The organism is Methylomagnum sp. (assembly GCF_054333355.1).
Genome location: NZ_JBTEKS010000045.1, coordinates 1 through 17,911 on the forward strand (window position 1 = coordinate 1; position 17,911 = coordinate 17,911).

Here is a 17,911-nt window from a genome sequence, read left to right on the forward strand (position 1 = left end):
AGCCTGCGGCCCCATCGGCGGCTAGCGGGCCGACCCGTTAAGTCCCCCGACGGGTATCAAGAGAACCGGCAACGCGACCCACAGCACCGCGAGCAACGCCAACCCGCCGAAAGCCACCGTCATCCAGCTCAGGAAGGCCGCCGTGCCGTGGCCCGGGCGCTCGCGCACCCGGCGCCAGGCGGGGAAGACCAGCGCCACGATGGCGGCCACGGCCAGCACGGTGGCGAGGCCCACGGCCCAGGACACCAGGCCCGCGCCGAGCCAGCTCACGCCGTGGAACTGTCGCGCCACCGCCAGGGCCGAGAACACGTAGACGAACAGGAAATGGGCGCCCCAGACGATGGGGCCGGACAGCATCCGCAGGATTTCGAGGGTGAAGCGCCGCGCCGGACCCATCGCGGTCACCCGAGCAACCGGGGGGCCAGGTGGACCAGGGCCAGGCCGAGCAGCCCTTGGACCACCGTGTAGTGCCAGAACAGCCGGGTGTTGTCGAAGGTCGCCCGGCGCACTCCGTCCAGTCGACCCGCGAGCGACCGGACCAGGGTGTAGAGGGCCATGGTCGCCACCACCGCGATGAAGAAGCCCTGGATCGACACGACGGCGTACACGACGGCCCCGTAGCTCGAATCGGTGGGGCGCAGCCCCGTCCGCCAGTGGCCGTACAGCTCGGCCCCGAAAGCCCCCACCAATAACACCGCCGCGCCCAGCAGCGCCAGCCGCACCGGCCCGTGCCGATTCGCCGCCAGTTGGTCGCTGGCGAAGGCGATCAACCCGCTGCCGAGCAGGGACAGCAGCGCCGCCGCGCCCGGAAAGCTGGCTTCCGGCAGCCGCGCCGGATCCTTCGGCCAGAACTCCGGCCCCACCGTCCACAGGAAGAAATAGCTGAACACCAGGCAGGCGAAGGTGGAGGCCGACACCAGGATCAGCACCCAGACGGCCCACCAGGAATGGGACATGGAGCCGGTGGCGTAGACCGGCACGGTGAGTCCGCCGCCGATGTCCACCGGCGGATGGTTGGGACCGGGATCGGTGTCCCACACCCAGAGGAAGATCATGGCGAGGGCGAACACCCCCGAAATCAGCGCCAACGCCACCAGCTTCACCGTCAGCAAGAGGAAAAAAGCCGCCGTGCCGAAGGCCGCCAGCACCGGCGGCCAGCCCGGCCCCGGCATTTGCAGGAGGTACAGTGGCCGGGCCTCGATGGGGCTGGTGATCAGGGTCTCCCGCGTGCCGGTGGGGGCGCCGGGCAGGTAGTAGCGCCCGGCTTCCACGTCCTTCGCTAGGTTCGGCTGGTCCCAGAGCGGCTCGCGGCTCGCCACGATGGGGATGCTGCGGCTGGAGTATAGCCCGCTGGGCAGCCATTCCAGGGTGCCGGCGTTCCAGACGTTGCCCGCGCCCTCCTCGTCGCCCGCCAGCCGGAAGTTGCGGGCCAGATCGACCAGGAACAGCAGCACGCCCACCGCGATGAGATAGGCCCCGACGGTCGAGACCAGGTTCAGCCCGTCCCAGCCCAGCCCCGCCGAATAGGTGTAGACCCGGCGCGGCATCCCCACCAGCCCGGTGATGTGCATGGGAAAGAAGGCGGTGTTGAAGCCGACGAAGAGCAGCCCGCACACCCAGCGGCCCAGCCGCTCCGAGAGGGGCCGCTTGCTGACGTAGGGCATCCAGTAGTAGAAGGCCGCGAACAGCGGGAACACCATCCCGCCGACCAGCACGTAGTGCAAATGGGCCACGATGAAATAGGTGTCGTGCGCCTGCCAGTCGAAGGGCACCACCGCCAGCATCACGCCCGTCAGTCCGCCCAGCATGAAGATGAACAGGAAGCCCAGGATGAACAGCGACGGCACCGTGAGCCTCAGCCGGCCCGCCGCGATGGTGGCGATCCAGGCGAACACCTGGATGCCGCTGGGCACCGACACCGCCATGCTGGCGGCGGAGAAGTAGCTCATCGAGAGCTGCGGCATGCCGACGGCGAACATGTGATGCACCCACAGGGCGAAGCTCAACAGCCCCGTGCCGACCAGGGCCAGCACCACCAGCCGGTAGCCCACCAGGGGCGTCTGGGCCATGGTGGGGATGATCATGGAGACCATCCCGGCGGCGGGCAGGAAGATGATGTAGACCTCCGGGTGGCCGAAGAACCAGAAGAGGTGCTGCCAGAGCAGGGGGTCGCCGCCCCGTTCCGCCACGAAGAACGGCCAGTGGAAGGCCCGCTCCAGCTCCAGCAGCGCCGTCCCGAGGATCACCGCCGGGAAGGCGATCATCACCATCACCGCGAACACCAGCATCACCCAGCAGTACACCGGCATCTTGTCGAGGCTCATGCCGGGGGCGCGGGTCAGCAGCACGCCGACCACGATCTCGATGGCCCCGGCGATGGCGGAAATCTCGATGAAGCCGATCCCCAGCAGCCAGAAATCCGAATTGTCGCCGGGACCGTATTGATAGCTGGTCAGGGGCGGATACATGAACCAGCCGCCATTGGGCGCGAGGTCGACGAAGATCGTGCAGAAAAACGCCAGCCCGCCCACGAAATAGGCCCAGAAGGCGTAAGCAGACAGGCGGGGGAACGGCAGGTCCCGCGCCGCCTGCATGTTGGGCAGGATCAGGATGCCTAAGGCTTCCATGGCCGGCACCGCGAACAGGAACATCATCACCGTGCCGTGCATGGTGAACATCTGGTTGTAGACGCTCTGGCTCAGGAAGTCGTTTTCCGGCACCGCGAGCTGGGTGCGCATCAAGAGGGCCAGCACCCCGGCCAGCAGGAAGAACAGGAAGGCCGTGCCGATGTAATAGACGCCGATGTAGGTGTTGTTGACGACGGTGATGGCGTGGAAGCCCCGGGGACGCCGCCAGACCCGCTTCAGCGTGGCGAGTTCCTCGGGCGGGCGGGGCAGGGGGTTGGGGTAATCGTGGTCCGGCGTCATCCGTGTCTCCTCAGGGCGGGGGCGTGGCCGGGGTCGCCGCCGACCGTCGTTGATGGGCCAGCCAGGCCTCGAACGCTTCCGGTGGCTCCGCGACCACCAGGAGGGCCATGTTGGCGTGCTGCGCCCCGCAGTATTCGGCGCACTGCCCCCGCCAGACGCCCTGCCGTTCCGGGTAGAGCCGCAGCGTCGTGACCCGCCCCGGAATCATGTCGATCTTTCCCGCCAGGTTGGGGACCCAGAAGCTGTGGATCACATCCGCCGTGCGGAGCCGGAGTTCCGCCTCCCGGCCCACGGGCAGGTGGATTTCGTTGGCCGTGGGCACGTCGATGTGGTCGGCCTCGTTTAGGTAGTTCACCCGCCACCAGAACTGCTCGCCCACCACCTCGATGCGCAGCGCGGGGGCTGCCGCAGGACTGACGATCTCGCCCGCCACGCGCAGCGTGTGGACCAGCAGCGCCGTCAGCAGGACGACGGGGAAGGCGATGCCGCCGACGACGATGGCCCGCTGGTTGGCCAGCCAGCCCGAAGCCCGGCCCGGCCGGACCACCGACCAGGCCGCGAGGGCCATGACCAGGGCGAAAATGACCGCCGCGCCGCCGAACATCAGCCAGGCGATGTCGGCGATGGCGGTCGCGGTCGGGGTTTGGGGATCGAGGGACGACTGCTGGGCGCCTTGGCCCAAAGCCGGCAGCAGGCCGACGGACAGCCTGGCGAACTGGGCCCGGAAGTTCATAAGGCGCTTCGACACGGCGGAAACCGGCGGAACGCGGCACTTAAGCGCGGGGCGGACTGTCGAAAGGACTATAACGCCGGAAGGCGTCGGATGCTGGACGGACATCGGTCACTCCCTTGGCCGAGGCACCGAGCCGGATGGCTCGGGTTTGCGAACCGTATGCAAGGATGACCATGGTTCAACCGGGAAAGTTTCTACTCCACGCCGCCCTCACCCTCGCCCTGCTGGGGATACTGGGGCTGGTCGGTGGCGCCGTGGTGGTCATCGGTGGCCTGTACAACGTCGCCGCCATTCACCAGCACACCCCGCCGGTCTACAAGCTCCTGGATTTCGCCCTGCACCGGTCGATACAGGTGCGTACCGGCGCCGTCATCCGGCCCGTGCCGGAGGCCGAGGGCAGGTACGAGCAGGGCTTCCGCATCTACCGGGACAAGTGCGTGCAGTGCCATGGGGCGCCCGGCGTGCCCCGCGCCGACATCGGCCAGGGCATGCTGCCGCTGCCCAACGATCTGGTCCAGACCGCCCGCGAACACTCCGCCGAGTACGCCTACTGGGTGGTGGCCAACGGCATCCGCATGACGGGGATGCCCGCCTGGCGGTTCCGGCTGGACGAGCGGGCGCTGTGGGCCGTGGTGGACTTCGTGGAGAGCCTGCCGGCGCTGTCGCCTAAGGGCTATGCGGCGCTGGAACGGACCCTGGGCGGCGGGGCGGCCGGCCTCCCGGCGGCGGCTCCCGGTCGATGCTGCGGGCCGGACGGGAACGCCCCATGAGTACGTGCCACCCAGCCGGATTACCCGCCGCCCTGCTGCTGCTGCTCGCCGCCTGCGACCCGCCCAAGCCGCCCGCCCCGTCGCTGCTCGGCGATGCGGAACGCGGCAAGATCGCCCTGCGCCAGCACGCCTGCCCCGCCTGCCATGTCATCCCCGGCATGGTCGAGGCCACGGGCCGCGTCGGCCCGCCCCTGGACCGCTGGGCCAGCCGGGGCTACATCGCGGGCCGCCTCCCCAACACCCCGGACCACCTGGTCGACTGGCTGCGGCAACCCCAAGCCATCGCGCCCGGCAGCGCCATGCCCGACCTGGGGGTCACGGAGCGGGACGCCTGGGACATGGCGGCTTATCTTTACCGCCCCGACTGAAGACCGTGCCCTACGAAGCCCACACCTTCTTCCTGAACCTGCTCATCATCCTATTGGCGGCGCGGATCTGTGCGGAATTGGCGGCTTTCATCCGCGTGCCGCCGGTGGTGGGCGAGCTGCTGGCGGGGATACTGCTCGGGCCTACGGCCCTCGGCTGGCTGGCCCCGGATCAGGTCATCCACATGCTGGCGGAGATCGGCATCATCCTGTTGCTGTTCGAAGCGGGGCTGGAAACCGACATCCGGCAACTGGCCCAGGTGGGCGGCAAGGCGGCGGTCGTGGCGCTCAGCGGCTTCGTGTGGCCGTTCGCGCTGGGCTTCTCGGTCAGCTACTGGGGCTTCGGGCGGGCCTTGCTGGAGGCGCTGTTCATCGGCGGCACCCTCACCGCCACCAGCATCGGCATCACCATCCGGGTGCTGGCCGACCTGCGCCGGAACAAGTCCCACGAAGCCCAACTGGTGCTGGGGGCGGCGGTGATCGACGATATCCTCGGCGTGGTGCTGCTGGCGGTGCTGTACGAGTTTTCCGTCGGCGGCGGGGTGAGCTATGTCAACGCGGGCCGGGTGCTGGTGTTCATCGCGCTGTTCTTCGTCCTGGCGCCCATCCTGGCCCGGCTCATCTCCGGGGTGATCCGCCGCTTCGACCGGGTCAGCCAGACGCCGGGCCTGGTTCCCACCATGGTGGTGTCCCTGGTGCTGTTCTTCGCCTGGCTGTCCCATGCGGTGGGGGCGCCGGAACTCCTGGGCGGGTTCGCGGCGGGTCTGGCCCTGTCGCGGCGGTTCTTCCTGCCCTTCGGCCTGGCCCTGCACCACGACCCGGCGTTCGCCGAACAGATCGACCGGCAGATGCGGCCTATCATCCACCTGTTCGTGCCGATCTTCTTCGTGATGGTGGGCCTGTCGCTGGACCTTCGGGCCATCGACTGGACCTCGCCGTTCATCTGGTCCTTCTCCGCCTCGCTGATCGGGGTGGCCATGCTGGGCAAGCTGGTCAGCGCCCTGTTCGTCGCCGAGCCCTGGGTGAGCCGCTTGGCGGTGGGGCTGGCCATGGTGCCACGCGGGGAGGTGGGGCTGATCTTCGCGGAACTGGGCCGCACCTCGGGCATCTTCGACAACGAAGTCCACGCCGCCCTAATTATCGTGATTGCGTTCACGACCATCATCGCGCCCCTGTTGCTCAAGTGGTGCTATCACCACTGGGGAGATCGACTGGCCGGCGCCCCGGCAAACGCCACAGATGCCGGCGGCAAACCGCGCCACGCCGGGGATTTCCATTGAATGCGGCCAGCGGCTTGGGCCAGGACGCCGCGACAAGCCCAGTCCGCCTCCCGGAAGGCTGGATAAAAGCATCTCTGGCACCGGGGCGCCGCCCGCGATCCGCGACCGCTTATGAAAAGGCCGACATTGTCGGGATAAATCCCGGCTCCGGTGAGTCCCCGTGTTAACGGACGCCGAAAATGCGGGATTGCCACTATGACCAGGGAGACAGGGACATGAACATTGCGGACCGAGGCCAAGCGCGGGCCGGTGCGGCGCCAATGGAACGCGAGGCCGGGGAGGTCCGGCCTTCCAGGGGATTTCTGGCACAGCGGACGCTGATCGTGGCGGCGACCGGGGCCGCGGTCGTCGGGCTGCTGCTGGCGGTGTGGCAGGTGGCCCAGATTCTGCTGCTCATCTTCGCCAGCCTCCTGTTCGGCATTTTTCTCCGCACCCTCGCCGTCTTCGTCAGCGACCACACGCCGCTGTCCACGGGCTGGTCTTTGGGACTGGTGGTCCTGACGCTGCTGGGCGCCACCGTGCTGATAGGTGCGCTCTACGGCCCCGCCCTCGCCGACGGGTTTTACCAGATGTCCCGGCAGTTGCCCTCGGCGCTCGACCGCCTGCGGGGCGGCCTCGGCCAGTACGCTTGGGGACCCGCCCTGCTGGATGCCCTGTCCAGGGCCGGAAGCGGCCTGACCGATCCCCAGCAGATGTCCAAAATCGCCGGAATTTTCTCGACCGCGTTCGGTGCCCTCGGCAGCGTCCTGGTTGTGTTCGTCGTAGGGCTTTATTTCGCCGCCGATCCCGGGCTCTACATCAACGGCACGGCGCGCCTTTTTCCCGAGAAGCACCGGGGGCGCGTTTGCGAGGCTTTCGGCCATGTGGGGCATGCCCTCCGCTGGTGGCTGATCGGCCGGATCGCCGCCATGCTGGCCGTGGGGGTGTTGACCTTCGCCGGGCTGGCGATCCTGGGCGTGCCGTTCGCCTTCGTTCTCGCCCTGGTCAACGTCCTGCTGGATTTCATCCCCAACATCGGCCCGCTCATCGCCGCCGTCCCGGCAATCATGGTGGGGCTGTCCCAGGACGGGATGACGGCCCTGTACGTGGCCATCCTGTATTTCGTGATCCAGAGCCTGGAGGGCTATCTGATCACGCCCTACATCCAGCAGCGGATCGTGTCCCTGCCACCGGCCCTGCTAATGGCGTCCCAGCTCGTCATGGGCGCGGGCTTCGGGATCCTGGGGCTGCTGCTGGCACCGCCGCTGGCGGTGGCCACCATGGTGCTGGTCCAGATGCTGTACCTCAGGGATGTGCTGGGGGAGAAGGTGGACCTGCCCTGAGTACCGCTCGACCTATGTCCTGGCGTACCGCCGAGACGCCGACTACGCGCTGGAGTCCCGAGGTAACGCAAAGCCAACCCCGCCAACCTATACGTGTTTTCCTTGCCGGAGAAAACGCCATGAAGAACCGCCGCCTGCTCGTTGCACCGGCCACATGCCTGCGCCGTTCATTCCAGGGTTAACAGATAGGCGAGGATCGCCTGCAATTCCGATCCGGGCAGTTCCATGGCGGGCATGGCGCAGCCCGGCTTCTGGGTCTGGGCGTTGGCCACCCAGCCACCCAGGTTGCCGATGCTGTTGGGGAGCAGTCCCGCGCCGATGTGGCGTCGGCTCATCAGATGGGTCAGGTCTGGACCCAGGATGCCTCGCGCCGGGGTTCCGCGCACCGCGTGGCACAGGCCGCAGCGGAGGGTGAAGGCTGTCTGCCCGGCTTGGATCGGCGGGTCGGCCGAGACCATTCCGGCGAAGGCCGTTAATAGCCAGACGGCGCAAACCGACCGCATTCTGGCTGGCCAGCCCATGTCGGGGGCGACTTTCCTTCGCCGGGACCGGGCCGTCATGGCGGCAGTCCCAGCGGACTCAGCGCCGAGGGTGCCGGATGGGCGGGCTTTTCCGGGGCGCCCGGTTCGGGGGGCGGCGGCGCCTTGCCGAGGGTCTCGATGTAAGCCACCAGATTCCAGATGGCCTCGGGCGGCAGGCTCCGGCCCCAGGACGGCATCCCGTTGGGCCGGCCCTGGTGGATGCTGAGGTAGATGGTGGCCGACGTGCCGCCGTATATCCATTCCCCATCGCTCAGGGACGGTCCCATGCCGCCGCCGCCCAAGGGCGCGTGGCAGCCATTGCAGTTCATGGCGGCGAACAGCTTCTCACCCTGGACGATGGCATTGGGATCGTGTCCAAAGGGATTTTTGATGTCCGGCCCCGGCCGATCACCGATGGGATTGCCCGAAACGGGGACCTCCAGCAACTGCGCCGCGCCCGGACGGAGGGCATACGGTTGACCCGCCACGGTGTCAACCGATTCCAGCAGGGCGACGGCCAGACTCCAATGAATTGCTCGCTTCTGAATTGCTCGCTTCATGATTCCCTTCCAAGCTGCGACGAGTCCGGGCCTTAATTCCTCCGACCCATCCGCCGCGGCGGGGTTCAGCCGCTTTTGAACCCGGCACCGGGAAACGGCCCGGCCCGGATCGGGTCTTAGCCCCATGAAGCGACATTTCACCCGCCCGGCGCGGCGGCTGCTCGCCGCCGCCGAGTCCACCCTGTTGGCCCGCGAGTTCTTCACTCTGGCGCTGGTGCTGCTGGTCGCCACGGCCGTCTGGGGTTTCATCGCCCTCGCCGACGCGGTCGTCGAGGGCGGAACCCGCGCCGTGGACACCGCTCTCCTGCTGGCGTTGCGCAGCCCCACCGATCAGGCCGATCCCCTCGGGCCGAAGTGGCTGGAGGAGCTGTTCCGAAATTTCAGCGCCCTGGGCAGCGTCGCCGTGCTCCTGTTCATATCCCTTAGCATCGCCGGCTTCCTCGCCCTACAGCGCAAAAGCCACGAACTGCTCTTGCTGGCCGTCGCGGTGAGCGGCGGCCTCCTCCTCGGCAACGCCCTGAAGGTCGGCTTCGACCGGCCCCGCCCCGATCTGGTCCCCCATGGCGATTACGTCACCACGGCGAGCTTTCCCAGCGGGCATTCGATGCTGGCGACCGTCACCTACCTGACCCTGGGTGCCCTGCTGGCCCGCATCACCCCTGATCGGCGCACCAAGCTGTACGTGTTGGTCGTGGCCATCGCGCTCAGTTTCCTGATTGGCCTGAGCCGCGTGTACCTGGGCGTGCATTGGCCCTCGGACGTGGTGGCCGGCTGGATGGCCGGCGCCGCCTGGGCCTTGCTCTGGTGGCTGGTCGCCCGCTGGTTGCAGCGGCGCCGGAGACTGGGCCAGGGGCGGCGGGAACCTCGACTGTGATCGGGAGGCGCGGCCCGCCTTCCGCTACCGAGCTGGCTTGACGAGGTAAAGCGGCTTGGGCGCCACCCGGAAGTGCAGCGGCGTCCTGAGCCAGTCAATTTCGCCGTCGGTCGCCACCTTGATCCGGTGGCGGGCGAATAGCGACGGCCAGACCCGCAGCCCCCGGAAGGGAAAGCTCAGGATGCTCCCCGCCTCGCCCAGGTTGCCCAGGGCGCCGCGCCACATGAGTCCCACCATGGCCGCCTTGCCTATCGGGTGCAGCATGACGGCGACGAGTTCACCCGCCCCCGCCTTCTCATGCTCCGGCAGCCCGATCTGCTCCAGTTGCAGGGCGTTGTTGCCCACAAACAGGGTGGGCGTCCACAGGGACCGGGTCGCCGACCGGGTTTCCAGAATGATCCGTAGCACCCGATGCCGGCGCAGCAGCGCCACGGCACTGGCCAACATCGCCACGGGCCTCCGTCGGCCGAATTGACGCTTGAAGGCTTCACGCGTCTCCAGCAGCTCTGGATAGAGGCCCAGACTGGCATTCACCAGGAACACCCGGTCGTTGACCAGTCCCACCTGGACGGGTTGCGGCTCGCCTTCCAGCAGCAGCCGCGCGGCTTGCCCGGGTTCCTCGGGAATCCCGTGGGTGCGGGCGAAGTAATTGAACGTGCCTTGCGGCAGCACGCCGATCGGACACCCGTGAGGCCAGGCCTGTTGCACCACCGCATTGATCGCTCCATCGCCACCCGCCGCCACCACCAACCCATGGTTGCGTAACGCGAGCGCCACGGTTTCGGCGGCGATGGGTGGAAGCTCCCGGGGATCGTGGACCAGGCGAATGCTATGGGGGCGGCCCGCGGCGCCGAATACCGGCTCGATCTGCCGCCGGACCTCCAGGGGATCGTCGCGTCCCGAGCCAGCATTGAGAATGACGTAAAGGGGCGAATCCGCGCCGATGGGGCCAATGGACCCGTGGTCGGCCCGTGGGGCGCGGACTTCTCCACCAAATGGATGGGATTCGGGCATGGTGACCATAAGGCAGCTAGGAATAATCTCTACGCGACGCTTCGGATTTTACGGGCCAATCACTTGGAATTATGCAGTGGCAGACGGCCTGGCCGGTCGCAATATCCAAGGAAAATTCAATGTGGCTCATCACTTGCTTCGACCCGGCATGGCGAGGATCCGTTCGCGACGAGTTCTCGCATCAGTCGGACGGCGGACCACCCGGACGGGCTTCTGACCCAGGACGGTGGATAGGAGTACATGCACCGACAAAGAAAAGCCAGCGCCCTACCCCGCCCCCCCATTAACGCCGCCCCCGGAACGGTTTAAGGTATCGCCGACTCAATACCAGCAAATCCCTTCAGCCACCATCAAGGACGCCGCCATGCTCACCAAAACCCCCGCCTACGCCGCCGCCCACGCCAAAGCCCCATTGGCACCCCACGCCATCGAGCGCCGCGAACCCGGGCCCCACGACGTGCTGATCGACATCCTCTACTGCGGCGTCTGCCACTCCGACGTTCATCAGGCCCGCGACGAATGGGGCGGGTCCATCTTCCCCATGGTGCCCGGCCATGAAATCGTCGGGAAAGTCGCCCGCGTCGGCGGCGCGGTCACCCGCTGGCAAGTCGGCGACACCGTCGGCGTCGGCTGCTTCGTCGATTCCTGCCGCGCCTGCGAAGCCTGCGAATCCGGCGAGGAGCAATTCTGCGAGAACGGCATGACCCTCACCTACAACGGCTACGAGCGCGACGGCAAGACGCCCACTTACGGTGGCTATTCCACCCGCGTCACCGTGAACGAAAGCTACGTGCTGCGCATCCCCGAGAGCCTGCCCCTGGACCGCGCCGCGCCGCTGCTGTGCGCAGGGATAACCACCTATTCCCCGCTGCGGCATTTCGGCGTGAAGGCCGGGGACAAAGTGGCCGTGGTCGGATTGGGCGGACTCGGCCACATGGGCGTGAAACTCGCCAAGGCGTTCGGCGCTCACGTCACCGTGCTGAGCCATTCGCCGGGCAAGCGCGAGGCGGCAAAACAATTGGGCGCGGATGATTTCGTCGCCACCGGCGAAGCGGACGCCTTCACCAAGCACGCCGGGCGCTTCGATTTCATCCTCGACACCGTGTCGGCGAGCCACGACTACAACGCCTACCTGGGCCTGCTGCGCCGCGACGGCACGATGGTGTTGGTGGGCGTGCCCGAACCCAGCCCGATTGCCGCCCCGTCGCTCATCATGCAGCGCAGGCGGCTGGCCGGGTCGCTCATCGGCGGCATCCGCGAAACCCAGGAGATGCTGGACTTCTGCGCCGAACATGGCGTGGCGGCGGACGTGGAGGTGATTCCCATCCAAGCCATCAACGAGGCTTATGAGCGGATGCTGCGTAGCGATGTGAAGTATCGGTTCGTCATCGACATCGCCAGCCTTGGGCTTGATCCAGCCGCGTAGGATGGGTGGAGGCGCACCACGCAAGGCGTTGTATTTCGATGAGGCTTTGCCTGCGCCGTAACCCACCATGCCAACGGGCAGGGTGGGTTACGGCGCAGGGCATAGCTGACAGCCATATCAAACCTTCCGAAACGTGCGCCTTCACCCACCCTATAACTCCATTCAAAAATCCTCAATCGCCTCAATGCGCGGGATGTGCCGCCCGCCTTCGAATTCGGTGCTGAGGAACTTCTCGACGATCAGCTTCGCCATGGAAAAGCTGACGATGCGCTGGCCGATGGCGATGCAGTTGGCGTCGTTGTGCTGGCGGGTCAGCACGGCGGTCTGCTCGTTGAAGGAATAGCCGCAACGGCAGCCCTTGATGCGGTTGGCGACGATGGCCTCGCCGTTGCCGCTGCCGCCCAGCACGATGCCGCGCTCCACCTCGCCGTTGACCACGGCCACGGCGCAGGGGCGGATCCACTTGGGATAGTCGGTTTGTTCGGTGCTGAAACAGCCATAGTCGACCACTTCATGGCCGAGCGAGGTCAACCATTCCCGCAAGCCTTCCTTGTAGCCAAAGCCGGCGTGGTCCGAGGCGATTCCGATTTTCATGATGGCTCCTTCTTGGTTGGGTGCAGGGCAAAAAACCCTGTTGAATTAATGGGATAGGCGTTGCTTGCCGGTCGGCAGTGTAGCGCCATTCCGGGCGACAGCGATAGCCACCGCATGGATGAGCCAGGGCAATCGTGCTGTGTGCGCAACGAGGCTTTTGTCCCCTCTCCAGCGGGAGAGGGCTAGGGTGAGGGGAAGTCCGAGGGGATCTTTTCCACCGATCTGGCATGGGTTCAAGCCTACTTGCGAGGAGAAAGGGAAAGTGAAAACCTGTTTTTGATCCCCCTCACCTCAACCCTCTCCCGCTGGAGAGGGAGCAAGACAGGGAAAACCTACATGGCGCGATTGCCCTGATGGATGAGCGGGCGAAAAAAACGGGCGCCGTGGCGCCCGTGTAGCTCAGGGGGAACGATCAAAATCTGAGGCTTCAGCCCTCGCCGGTCACGACGATTTTCTTGGGCTGCACGGCGGCTTTCTTGGGGATGGAGATTTCCAGCACGCCATTGGTGCAGCGGGCCGAGATGCCGTCGGCGTCGGCGGTGTCGGGCAGGGAGAAGCGGCGGTAGAAGGTGCCGAACACGCGCTCCACGCGCTTCAAGCCTTCGCGGCGGTTGGTGGCCTCGGTGGCCCGTTCGCCCTTGAGGGTGAGGATGCCGTTTTCCATCATGATTTCGATGCTGTCCGGGCTGACGCCGGGCAGGTCGGCCCACAGCACGTAGCGGTCGACTTCTTCCTTGATGTCCACGGCGGGGGTCCATTCGGCGGTGGCGGCGGTGTCGGTGCCGGACGCCTTGCCTTCGAAGGAGCGTTCGAGTTCGCGTTGCAGTTGATTCAGCAGACTCCAGGGTTCATAGCGGGTCATGGCGGTTCTCCGTTGGAGGTTGTTGAGTACAGCCACGATATGGAGATTGGCGGGGATTTTTCAAGGTGTTGGATGAGCGGGCCTAGCGCGATTCGAATGGGCCTGCCAACCTCATGGAAACAAGCCTAGCTGTATCCACTGGCGGCGGGCCTGGATTTGTCGAGGGCGATTCATGCGCAAACGTTCTACTGTGGCTCTGCCGACGGATGTAAGACCCACTATCTCCGCCCGCTCGATGTCCACAGCAAAATGGTCGTCCCACGTTTCCCGGCGTGGGTGGAACAACGGCGCTTTGATTTGATTCGCTTCGTCATGCCCCGTCTCGAAATCCGATTTGAACAAATTGCAGGCCCGGCATGACAGAGCCAGATTGCCCGGATCATCGCTGCCGCCCCGGGCGATGGGCAGGATGTGTTCCACTTCAAACGGAAAATTGAATACGCTTTCCGGCGCACGACAATACTCGCACCGATACACCGCCCGCTCAGCGACGACGGAATAACGTTTGTTCAAGCCGGGTGAGCCGACGGAGCGCGGGCAGATCGGGCCACAGTAGCATTTACTTCTGAGTCGATCAGGGCTTCGAGTTCTTGACGCTCCTCCCCGGACAGAGCGTGGCGGCGGGCGAGCAAGGCTTGCATCCGGTCATGCTGAGCTTGGGTGAAGTAGGCGTCGGGCTGGAAACGCTGAATCAGCACCACTGTTTCCCCGGTGCTGTCATTCCACTCCGCCGTCAGCGCGTCCAGGGCTTCGCCCATCGTGCGCCCCACTGTTTGGCGATTCCCGGCAATGGCGCGGAATTGCGGTTCGCCTGCGCCTTTTTGAACGGGCCGGATAGCGATGGCGGTCATGGTGAGCCTCCTACAGTTTCGGGAATGATCCGACGCGATGGTGGCACGGGCGGGCGTCGGCAACAAGGCTGGCACGCCCTCCCCTGGCAATCACCCCACCCAAACCCGCGCATTGCGGAACATCCGCATCCACGGCCCGTACTCACCCCAGCCCTTGGGATGCCAGGAGTTCTGCACGGCGCGGAAGCAGCGCTCCGGGTGGGGCATCATGATGGTGAAGCGCCCGTCGGTGGTGGTGAGTCCGGTCACGCCACGGGGCGAGCCGTTGGGATTGAACGGGAAGGTGTCCGTGGGCCGGCCATAATGGTCGATGTAGCGCAGGGACACCTGACCGCTCGCCAGTTCCGGGGCGGCGCCCTGACGGAACTCCGCCCGCCCCTCGCCATGGGCCACGACCACCGGCAGACGCGAGCCTTCCATCCCCGCGAACAGAATCGACGGCGACTTCTCCACCCGCACCAGCGCCACCCGCGCCTCGAATTGCTCCGACTCGTTGCGCATGAAACGCGGCCAATTGGACGCGCCGGGAATCAGGTCGGCGAGGCGGGACATCATCTGGCAGCCATTGCAGACGCCCAGGCCGAACGTGTTCTTGCGCTCGAAGAACGCCTGGAACTGATCCCGCGCCCGGACGTTGAGCAGGATCGACTTGGCCCAGCCGCCGCCCGCGCCCAGCACGTCGCCGTAGGAAAAACCGCCACACGCCGCCAAGCCAACGAAATCCGCGAGGCGGGTCCGCCCTTCCAGGATGTCGCTCATGTGGACGTCGACGGCCGCGAAGCCCGCCCGGTCGAACGCCGCCGCCATTTCCACATGGCCGTTGACGCCCTGCTCGCGCAGGATGGCGACGCGGGGCCGGGACTTGAGAATGAAGGGCGCGGCCACGTTGTGGGTGGGATCGAAGCTCAAATCGGCGGACAGGCCGGGGTCGCTCTCGTCCAACAGGGATTGATATTCCTGCCGGGCGCATTCCGGGTTGTCGCGCAGGGCTTGCATCCGGTAGCTGGTCTCCGACCAGACGCGCTGCAACTCGGCGCGGGTGCATTCCAGCAAAACGTCCCCGCCATGGTGGAACACGATCCGCTTATCGTCCCGAGGCGTCCCGATGACATGGACGCACCGCTCCAACCCGGCCCGTATCAGCCGCTCCATCACCGCGTCCAGGTCGGATTCGCGCACCTGGACTACGGCACCAAGCTCTTCCGCGAACAGGGCGGCGAGTAGGTTCTCGCCCAATTCAGCCAGGTCGATGTCGAGACCACAGCGGGCCGCGAAGGCCATTTCGCACAGGGTCGCGAACAAGCCGCCGTCGGAGCGGTCGTGATAGGCCAGCAGCAGCCCATCGCCGTTCGAGCCTTGGATCACGGAGAAGAACGCCTTGAGCAATTCCGCGTCGTCCAGGTCAGGGCAGTCGTCGCCCAACTGACCGTAGACCTGGGCCAGCGCCGAGCCGCCCAAACGGTTGCGGCCCTGCCCCAAGTCGATAAGGACGAGCCGGGTCGGGCCGCTGTCCAGGCGCAATTCCGGGGTGAGCGTGGCGCGAATGTCGGCCACTGGCGCGAAGGCCGTGATAATCAGCGACAGGGGCGAGGTCATCACCACATCCTGGCCGTTGTCCTTCCACACCGTCTTCATGGACAGGGAATCCTTGCCCACCGGAATCGCGACCCCTAAGGCCGGGCAGAGTTGCAAGCCCACCGCCCGCACGGTGTCGTAGAGGCGGGCGTCCTCCTCGGGCGAGCCACAGGCCGCCATCCAGTTGGCCGACAGCTTCACCTTGCGCAAGGACACAATCCGCGCCGCCGCAAGGTTGGTGATGGCCTCGCCCACCGCCATGCGCCCGGAAGCCGGAGCGTCAATCAAGGCCAGCGGGCTGCGCTCGCCCATCGCCATGGCCTCGCCGTTGTACGCCTGGAAGCCGGTGGCGGTCACGGCCACGTCGGCCACCGGCGTTTGCCAGGGTCCAACCATCTGGTCGCGGGCCACCAGCCCACCCACCGAGCGGTCGCCGATGGTGATAAGGAAACGCTTGTCGGCCACCGCCGGGAAGCGCAACACCCGCTGCGCCGCCTCTTTGAGCATGATGCCCTGGGTCGCCAGCGGGGCCAGCTTGGGTGCCTTCCTGACCGCCTCGCGGCGCATCTTGGGTGGCTTGCCGAACAGCAGGGACATGGGGATATGCACCGCGTCGTTGCCCAGCAGCCGGTCGGACACTTCCAGCCGTTTCGCCTCGGTGGCGTAGCCGATGACGGCGTAGGGGCAGCGCTCCCGCTCGCAGAACTCGCGGAAGCGGTCCAGCGCCTCCGGCTTCAAGGCCAGCACATAGCGCTCCTGGGCCTCGTTGCACCAGATTTGCATGGGCGACAGGCCCGGCTCGTCGTTGGGGATTTCGCGCAGTTCGAATTTGCCGCCCCGGTCGGCGTCGTGAATGATTTCCGGCACCGCGTTGGACAAGCCCCCGGCGCCCACGTCATGGATGGACAGGATCGGGGTGGCCGGTCCCAGCGCCGTGCAGCGGTTAATGACTTCCTGGCAACGGCGCTGCATTTCCGGGTTGCCGCGCTGCACGGAGGCGAAGTCCAAGTCCTCGGCGCTCTCCCCCGACGCCACCGACGAGGCCGCGCCGCCGCCCAGCCCGATGAGCATGGCGGGACCGCCCAGCACCACGATGGGCGCGCCCGGCGGGATGGGCTCCTTGCCGAGATGGTGCTGACGGATGTTGCCCATGCCGCCCGCGATCATGATGGGCTTGTGATAACCCCTAAGGCCACCGTCCAGGGAAGGCTGCTCAAAGGTGCGGAAGTAGCCGCAGAGATTGGGCCGCCCGAATTCGTTGTTGAACGCCGCGCCGCCCAATGGCCCGTCGATCATGATGTCCAGGGCCGAGGCGATGCGGCCCGGCTTGCCGTGGTCCTGTTCCCAGGGCTGCTCAAAGCCGGGGATGCGGAGGCTGGACACGGAGAAGCCGGTCAATCCAGCCTTGGTCTGGGAACCCCGCCCGGTCGCCGCCTCGTCGCGGATTTCGCCGCCCGAGCCGGTGGCCGCGCCGGGGAACGGCGAGATGGCGGTGGGATGATTATGGGTCTCCACCTTCATCAGCAGATGGACCGGCTCGTTCTTGTAGCCGTATTCCAGGCTATCCGGGTCGCGGATGAAGGCGGCGGACACCGGCCCTTCCACCACGGCGGCGTTGTCCTTGTAGGCGGACAGGATGCCGGTCGGGGATTTCTGGCTGGTGTTGCGGATCATGCCGAACAAGGACTGGTTTTGCAGGTCGTCGTCGATGATCCAGGCGGCGTTGAAAATCTTGTGGCGGCAATGCTCGGAGTTGGCCTGGGCGAACATCATCAGTTCGACATCGGTGGGATTCCGCCCGATGGCCGTGAAGCTCTCCGCCAGATAGTCCAATTCCTCATCCGACAGCGCTAGGCCCAATTCCCGGTTGGCGGTAATCAGCGACCATTTGCCCTGCTGCAACACCGGCACGCATTGCACCGGCGCCGGGCTGTGATGCTGAAAGATGAGTTGCTCCTGGCCCCGGCCCAGCACGGCCTGGGTCATGCGGTCGTGCAGCAGGGGCTTGAGGCGGTCGTGCTGCTTGGCGCCGAATTCGCCATTCACGCGGACGTGATATTCCAGCCCACGCTCCACGCGCCACACCGCCTCCAGGCCGCAACGGCGGGCGATGTCGGTGGCCTTGCTGGACCAGGGCGAAATGGTGCCAAGCCGGGGCACCACCAGGAAATACAATCCATTGGCGTCCGGCGGCGTGGCCGCTGGACCGTAGTCGAGGACGCGCTCCAGGCTGCGCC

The 17,911-nt window shown here is 66.5% G+C and carries 17 protein-coding genes; 6 read left to right on the forward strand and 11 right to left on the reverse strand.

All coding sequences use genetic code 11. The features are described from left to right. Nucleotides 1-21 precede the first annotated feature (21 nt). The 3 genes from ACXWUF_RS05750 to coxB are packed head-to-tail and all read right to left on the reverse strand — an operon-like array spanning nt 22 to nt 3,660. The gene (locus ACXWUF_RS05750; RefSeq protein ID WP_458493712.1) at nt 22-405 is read right to left on the reverse strand and encodes a hypothetical protein; all 384 of its coding nucleotides are present in this window, start codon (nt 403-405) and stop codon (nt 22-24) included. Beyond that, the gene (locus ACXWUF_RS05755) at nt 402-2,927 is read right to left on the reverse strand and encodes a cbb3-type cytochrome c oxidase subunit I (protein ID WP_458493713.1); all 2,526 of its coding nucleotides are present in this window, start codon (nt 2,925-2,927) and stop codon (nt 402-404) included. Before ACXWUF_RS05755 ends, ACXWUF_RS05750 begins: the two co-directional genes overlap by 4 nt. A gap of 10 nt (nt 2,928-2,937) precedes the next feature. Continuing rightward, nucleotides 2,938-3,660: a cytochrome c oxidase subunit II gene (gene coxB, locus ACXWUF_RS05760; protein WP_458493714.1), complete on the reverse strand. Its 723-nt coding sequence runs from the start codon at nt 3,658-3,660 to the stop codon at nt 2,938-2,940. Nucleotides 3,661-3,833: 173 nt separating this feature from the next. On the opposite strand from coxB, the gene ACXWUF_RS05765 reads away from it, so the two are divergent. The 4 genes from ACXWUF_RS05765 (at nt 3,834) to ACXWUF_RS05780 (ending at nt 7,397) form a co-directional block, all read left to right on the forward strand. Then, the gene (locus tag ACXWUF_RS05765; protein ID WP_458493715.1) at nt 3,834-4,430 is read left to right on the forward strand and encodes a c-type cytochrome; all 597 of its coding nucleotides are present in this window, start codon (nt 3,834-3,836) and stop codon (nt 4,428-4,430) included. Then, nucleotides 4,427-4,798: a c-type cytochrome gene (locus ACXWUF_RS05770; RefSeq protein ID WP_458493716.1), complete on the forward strand. Its 372-nt coding sequence runs from the start codon at nt 4,427-4,429 to the stop codon at nt 4,796-4,798. The genes ACXWUF_RS05765 and ACXWUF_RS05770 overlap by 4 nt, the downstream gene beginning before the upstream one ends. 5 nt (nt 4,799-4,803) lie before the next feature. Continuing rightward, nucleotides 4,804-6,075: a cation:proton antiporter gene (locus ACXWUF_RS05775; RefSeq protein ID WP_458493717.1), complete on the forward strand. Its 1,272-nt coding sequence runs from the start codon at nt 4,804-4,806 to the stop codon at nt 6,073-6,075. 215 nt (nt 6,076-6,290) lie between these two features. Continuing rightward, a complete protein-coding gene (locus ACXWUF_RS05780) occupies nt 6,291-7,397 on the forward strand; it encodes an AI-2E family transporter (RefSeq protein WP_458493718.1) in 1,107 nt (368 codons plus the stop codon). Between the two features lie 167 nt (nt 7,398-7,564). Here ACXWUF_RS05780 and ACXWUF_RS05785 read toward each other — a convergent pair whose 3' ends face one another. Then, nucleotides 7,565-7,900: a c-type cytochrome gene (locus ACXWUF_RS05785; RefSeq protein ID WP_458493719.1), complete on the reverse strand. Its 336-nt coding sequence runs from the start codon at nt 7,898-7,900 to the stop codon at nt 7,565-7,567. Nucleotides 7,901-7,953: 53 nt separating this feature from the next. Further along, nucleotides 7,954-8,478 carry a c-type cytochrome gene (locus tag ACXWUF_RS05790; protein ID WP_458493720.1) on the reverse strand — a complete coding sequence of 175 codons (525 nt, stop codon included), beginning with the start codon at nt 8,476-8,478 and terminating at the stop codon, nt 7,954-7,956. A gap of 124 nt (nt 8,479-8,602) precedes the next feature. Between ACXWUF_RS05790 and ACXWUF_RS05795 the strand changes: the two genes are divergently transcribed. Continuing rightward, on the forward strand, nt 8,603-9,352 hold the full coding sequence (locus ACXWUF_RS05795; protein ID WP_458493721.1) for a phosphatase PAP2 family protein: 750 nt from the start codon (nt 8,603-8,605) through the stop codon (nt 9,350-9,352). A 24-nt stretch (nt 9,353-9,376) separates the two neighbouring features. Here the strand turns inward: ACXWUF_RS05795 and ACXWUF_RS05800 are convergent, their stop codons facing one another. Continuing rightward, complete coding sequence (locus tag ACXWUF_RS05800; RefSeq protein ID WP_458493722.1) at nt 9,377-10,366, reverse strand: diacylglycerol/lipid kinase family protein; 990 nt, start codon at nt 10,364-10,366, stop codon at nt 9,377-9,379. 364 nt (nt 10,367-10,730) lie between these two features. On the opposite strand from ACXWUF_RS05800, the gene ACXWUF_RS05805 reads away from it, so the two are divergent. Further along, nucleotides 10,731-11,792: an NAD(P)-dependent alcohol dehydrogenase gene (locus ACXWUF_RS05805; RefSeq protein ID WP_458493723.1), complete on the forward strand. Its 1,062-nt coding sequence runs from the start codon at nt 10,731-10,733 to the stop codon at nt 11,790-11,792. A 162-nt stretch (nt 11,793-11,954) separates the two neighbouring features. Here the strand turns inward: ACXWUF_RS05805 and rpiB are convergent, their stop codons facing one another. From rpiB to purL, 5 genes are all read right to left on the reverse strand, one after another. Continuing rightward, entirely contained in the window at nt 11,955-12,386 is a 432-nt protein-coding gene (gene rpiB / locus ACXWUF_RS05810; protein WP_458493724.1) for a ribose 5-phosphate isomerase B, read from the reverse strand. Nucleotides 12,387-12,813: 427 nt separating this feature from the next. Continuing rightward, the gene (locus ACXWUF_RS05815) at nt 12,814-13,248 is read right to left on the reverse strand and encodes an Hsp20/alpha crystallin family protein (RefSeq protein ID WP_458493725.1); all 435 of its coding nucleotides are present in this window, start codon (nt 13,246-13,248) and stop codon (nt 12,814-12,816) included. A 111-nt stretch (nt 13,249-13,359) separates the two neighbouring features. Then, on the reverse strand, nt 13,360-13,761 hold the full coding sequence (locus ACXWUF_RS05820; protein ID WP_458493726.1) for an HNH endonuclease: 402 nt from the start codon (nt 13,759-13,761) through the stop codon (nt 13,360-13,362). Further along, on the reverse strand, nt 13,758-14,099 hold the full coding sequence (locus ACXWUF_RS05825) for a hypothetical protein (protein WP_458493727.1): 342 nt from the start codon (nt 14,097-14,099) through the stop codon (nt 13,758-13,760). Before ACXWUF_RS05825 ends, ACXWUF_RS05820 begins: the two co-directional genes overlap by 4 nt. A 90-nt stretch (nt 14,100-14,189) precedes the next feature. After that, nucleotides 14,190-17,911 (reverse strand): phosphoribosylformylglycinamidine synthase (gene purL, locus ACXWUF_RS05830; protein WP_458493728.1); only part of this gene is annotated, 3,722 nt, incomplete at its 5' end.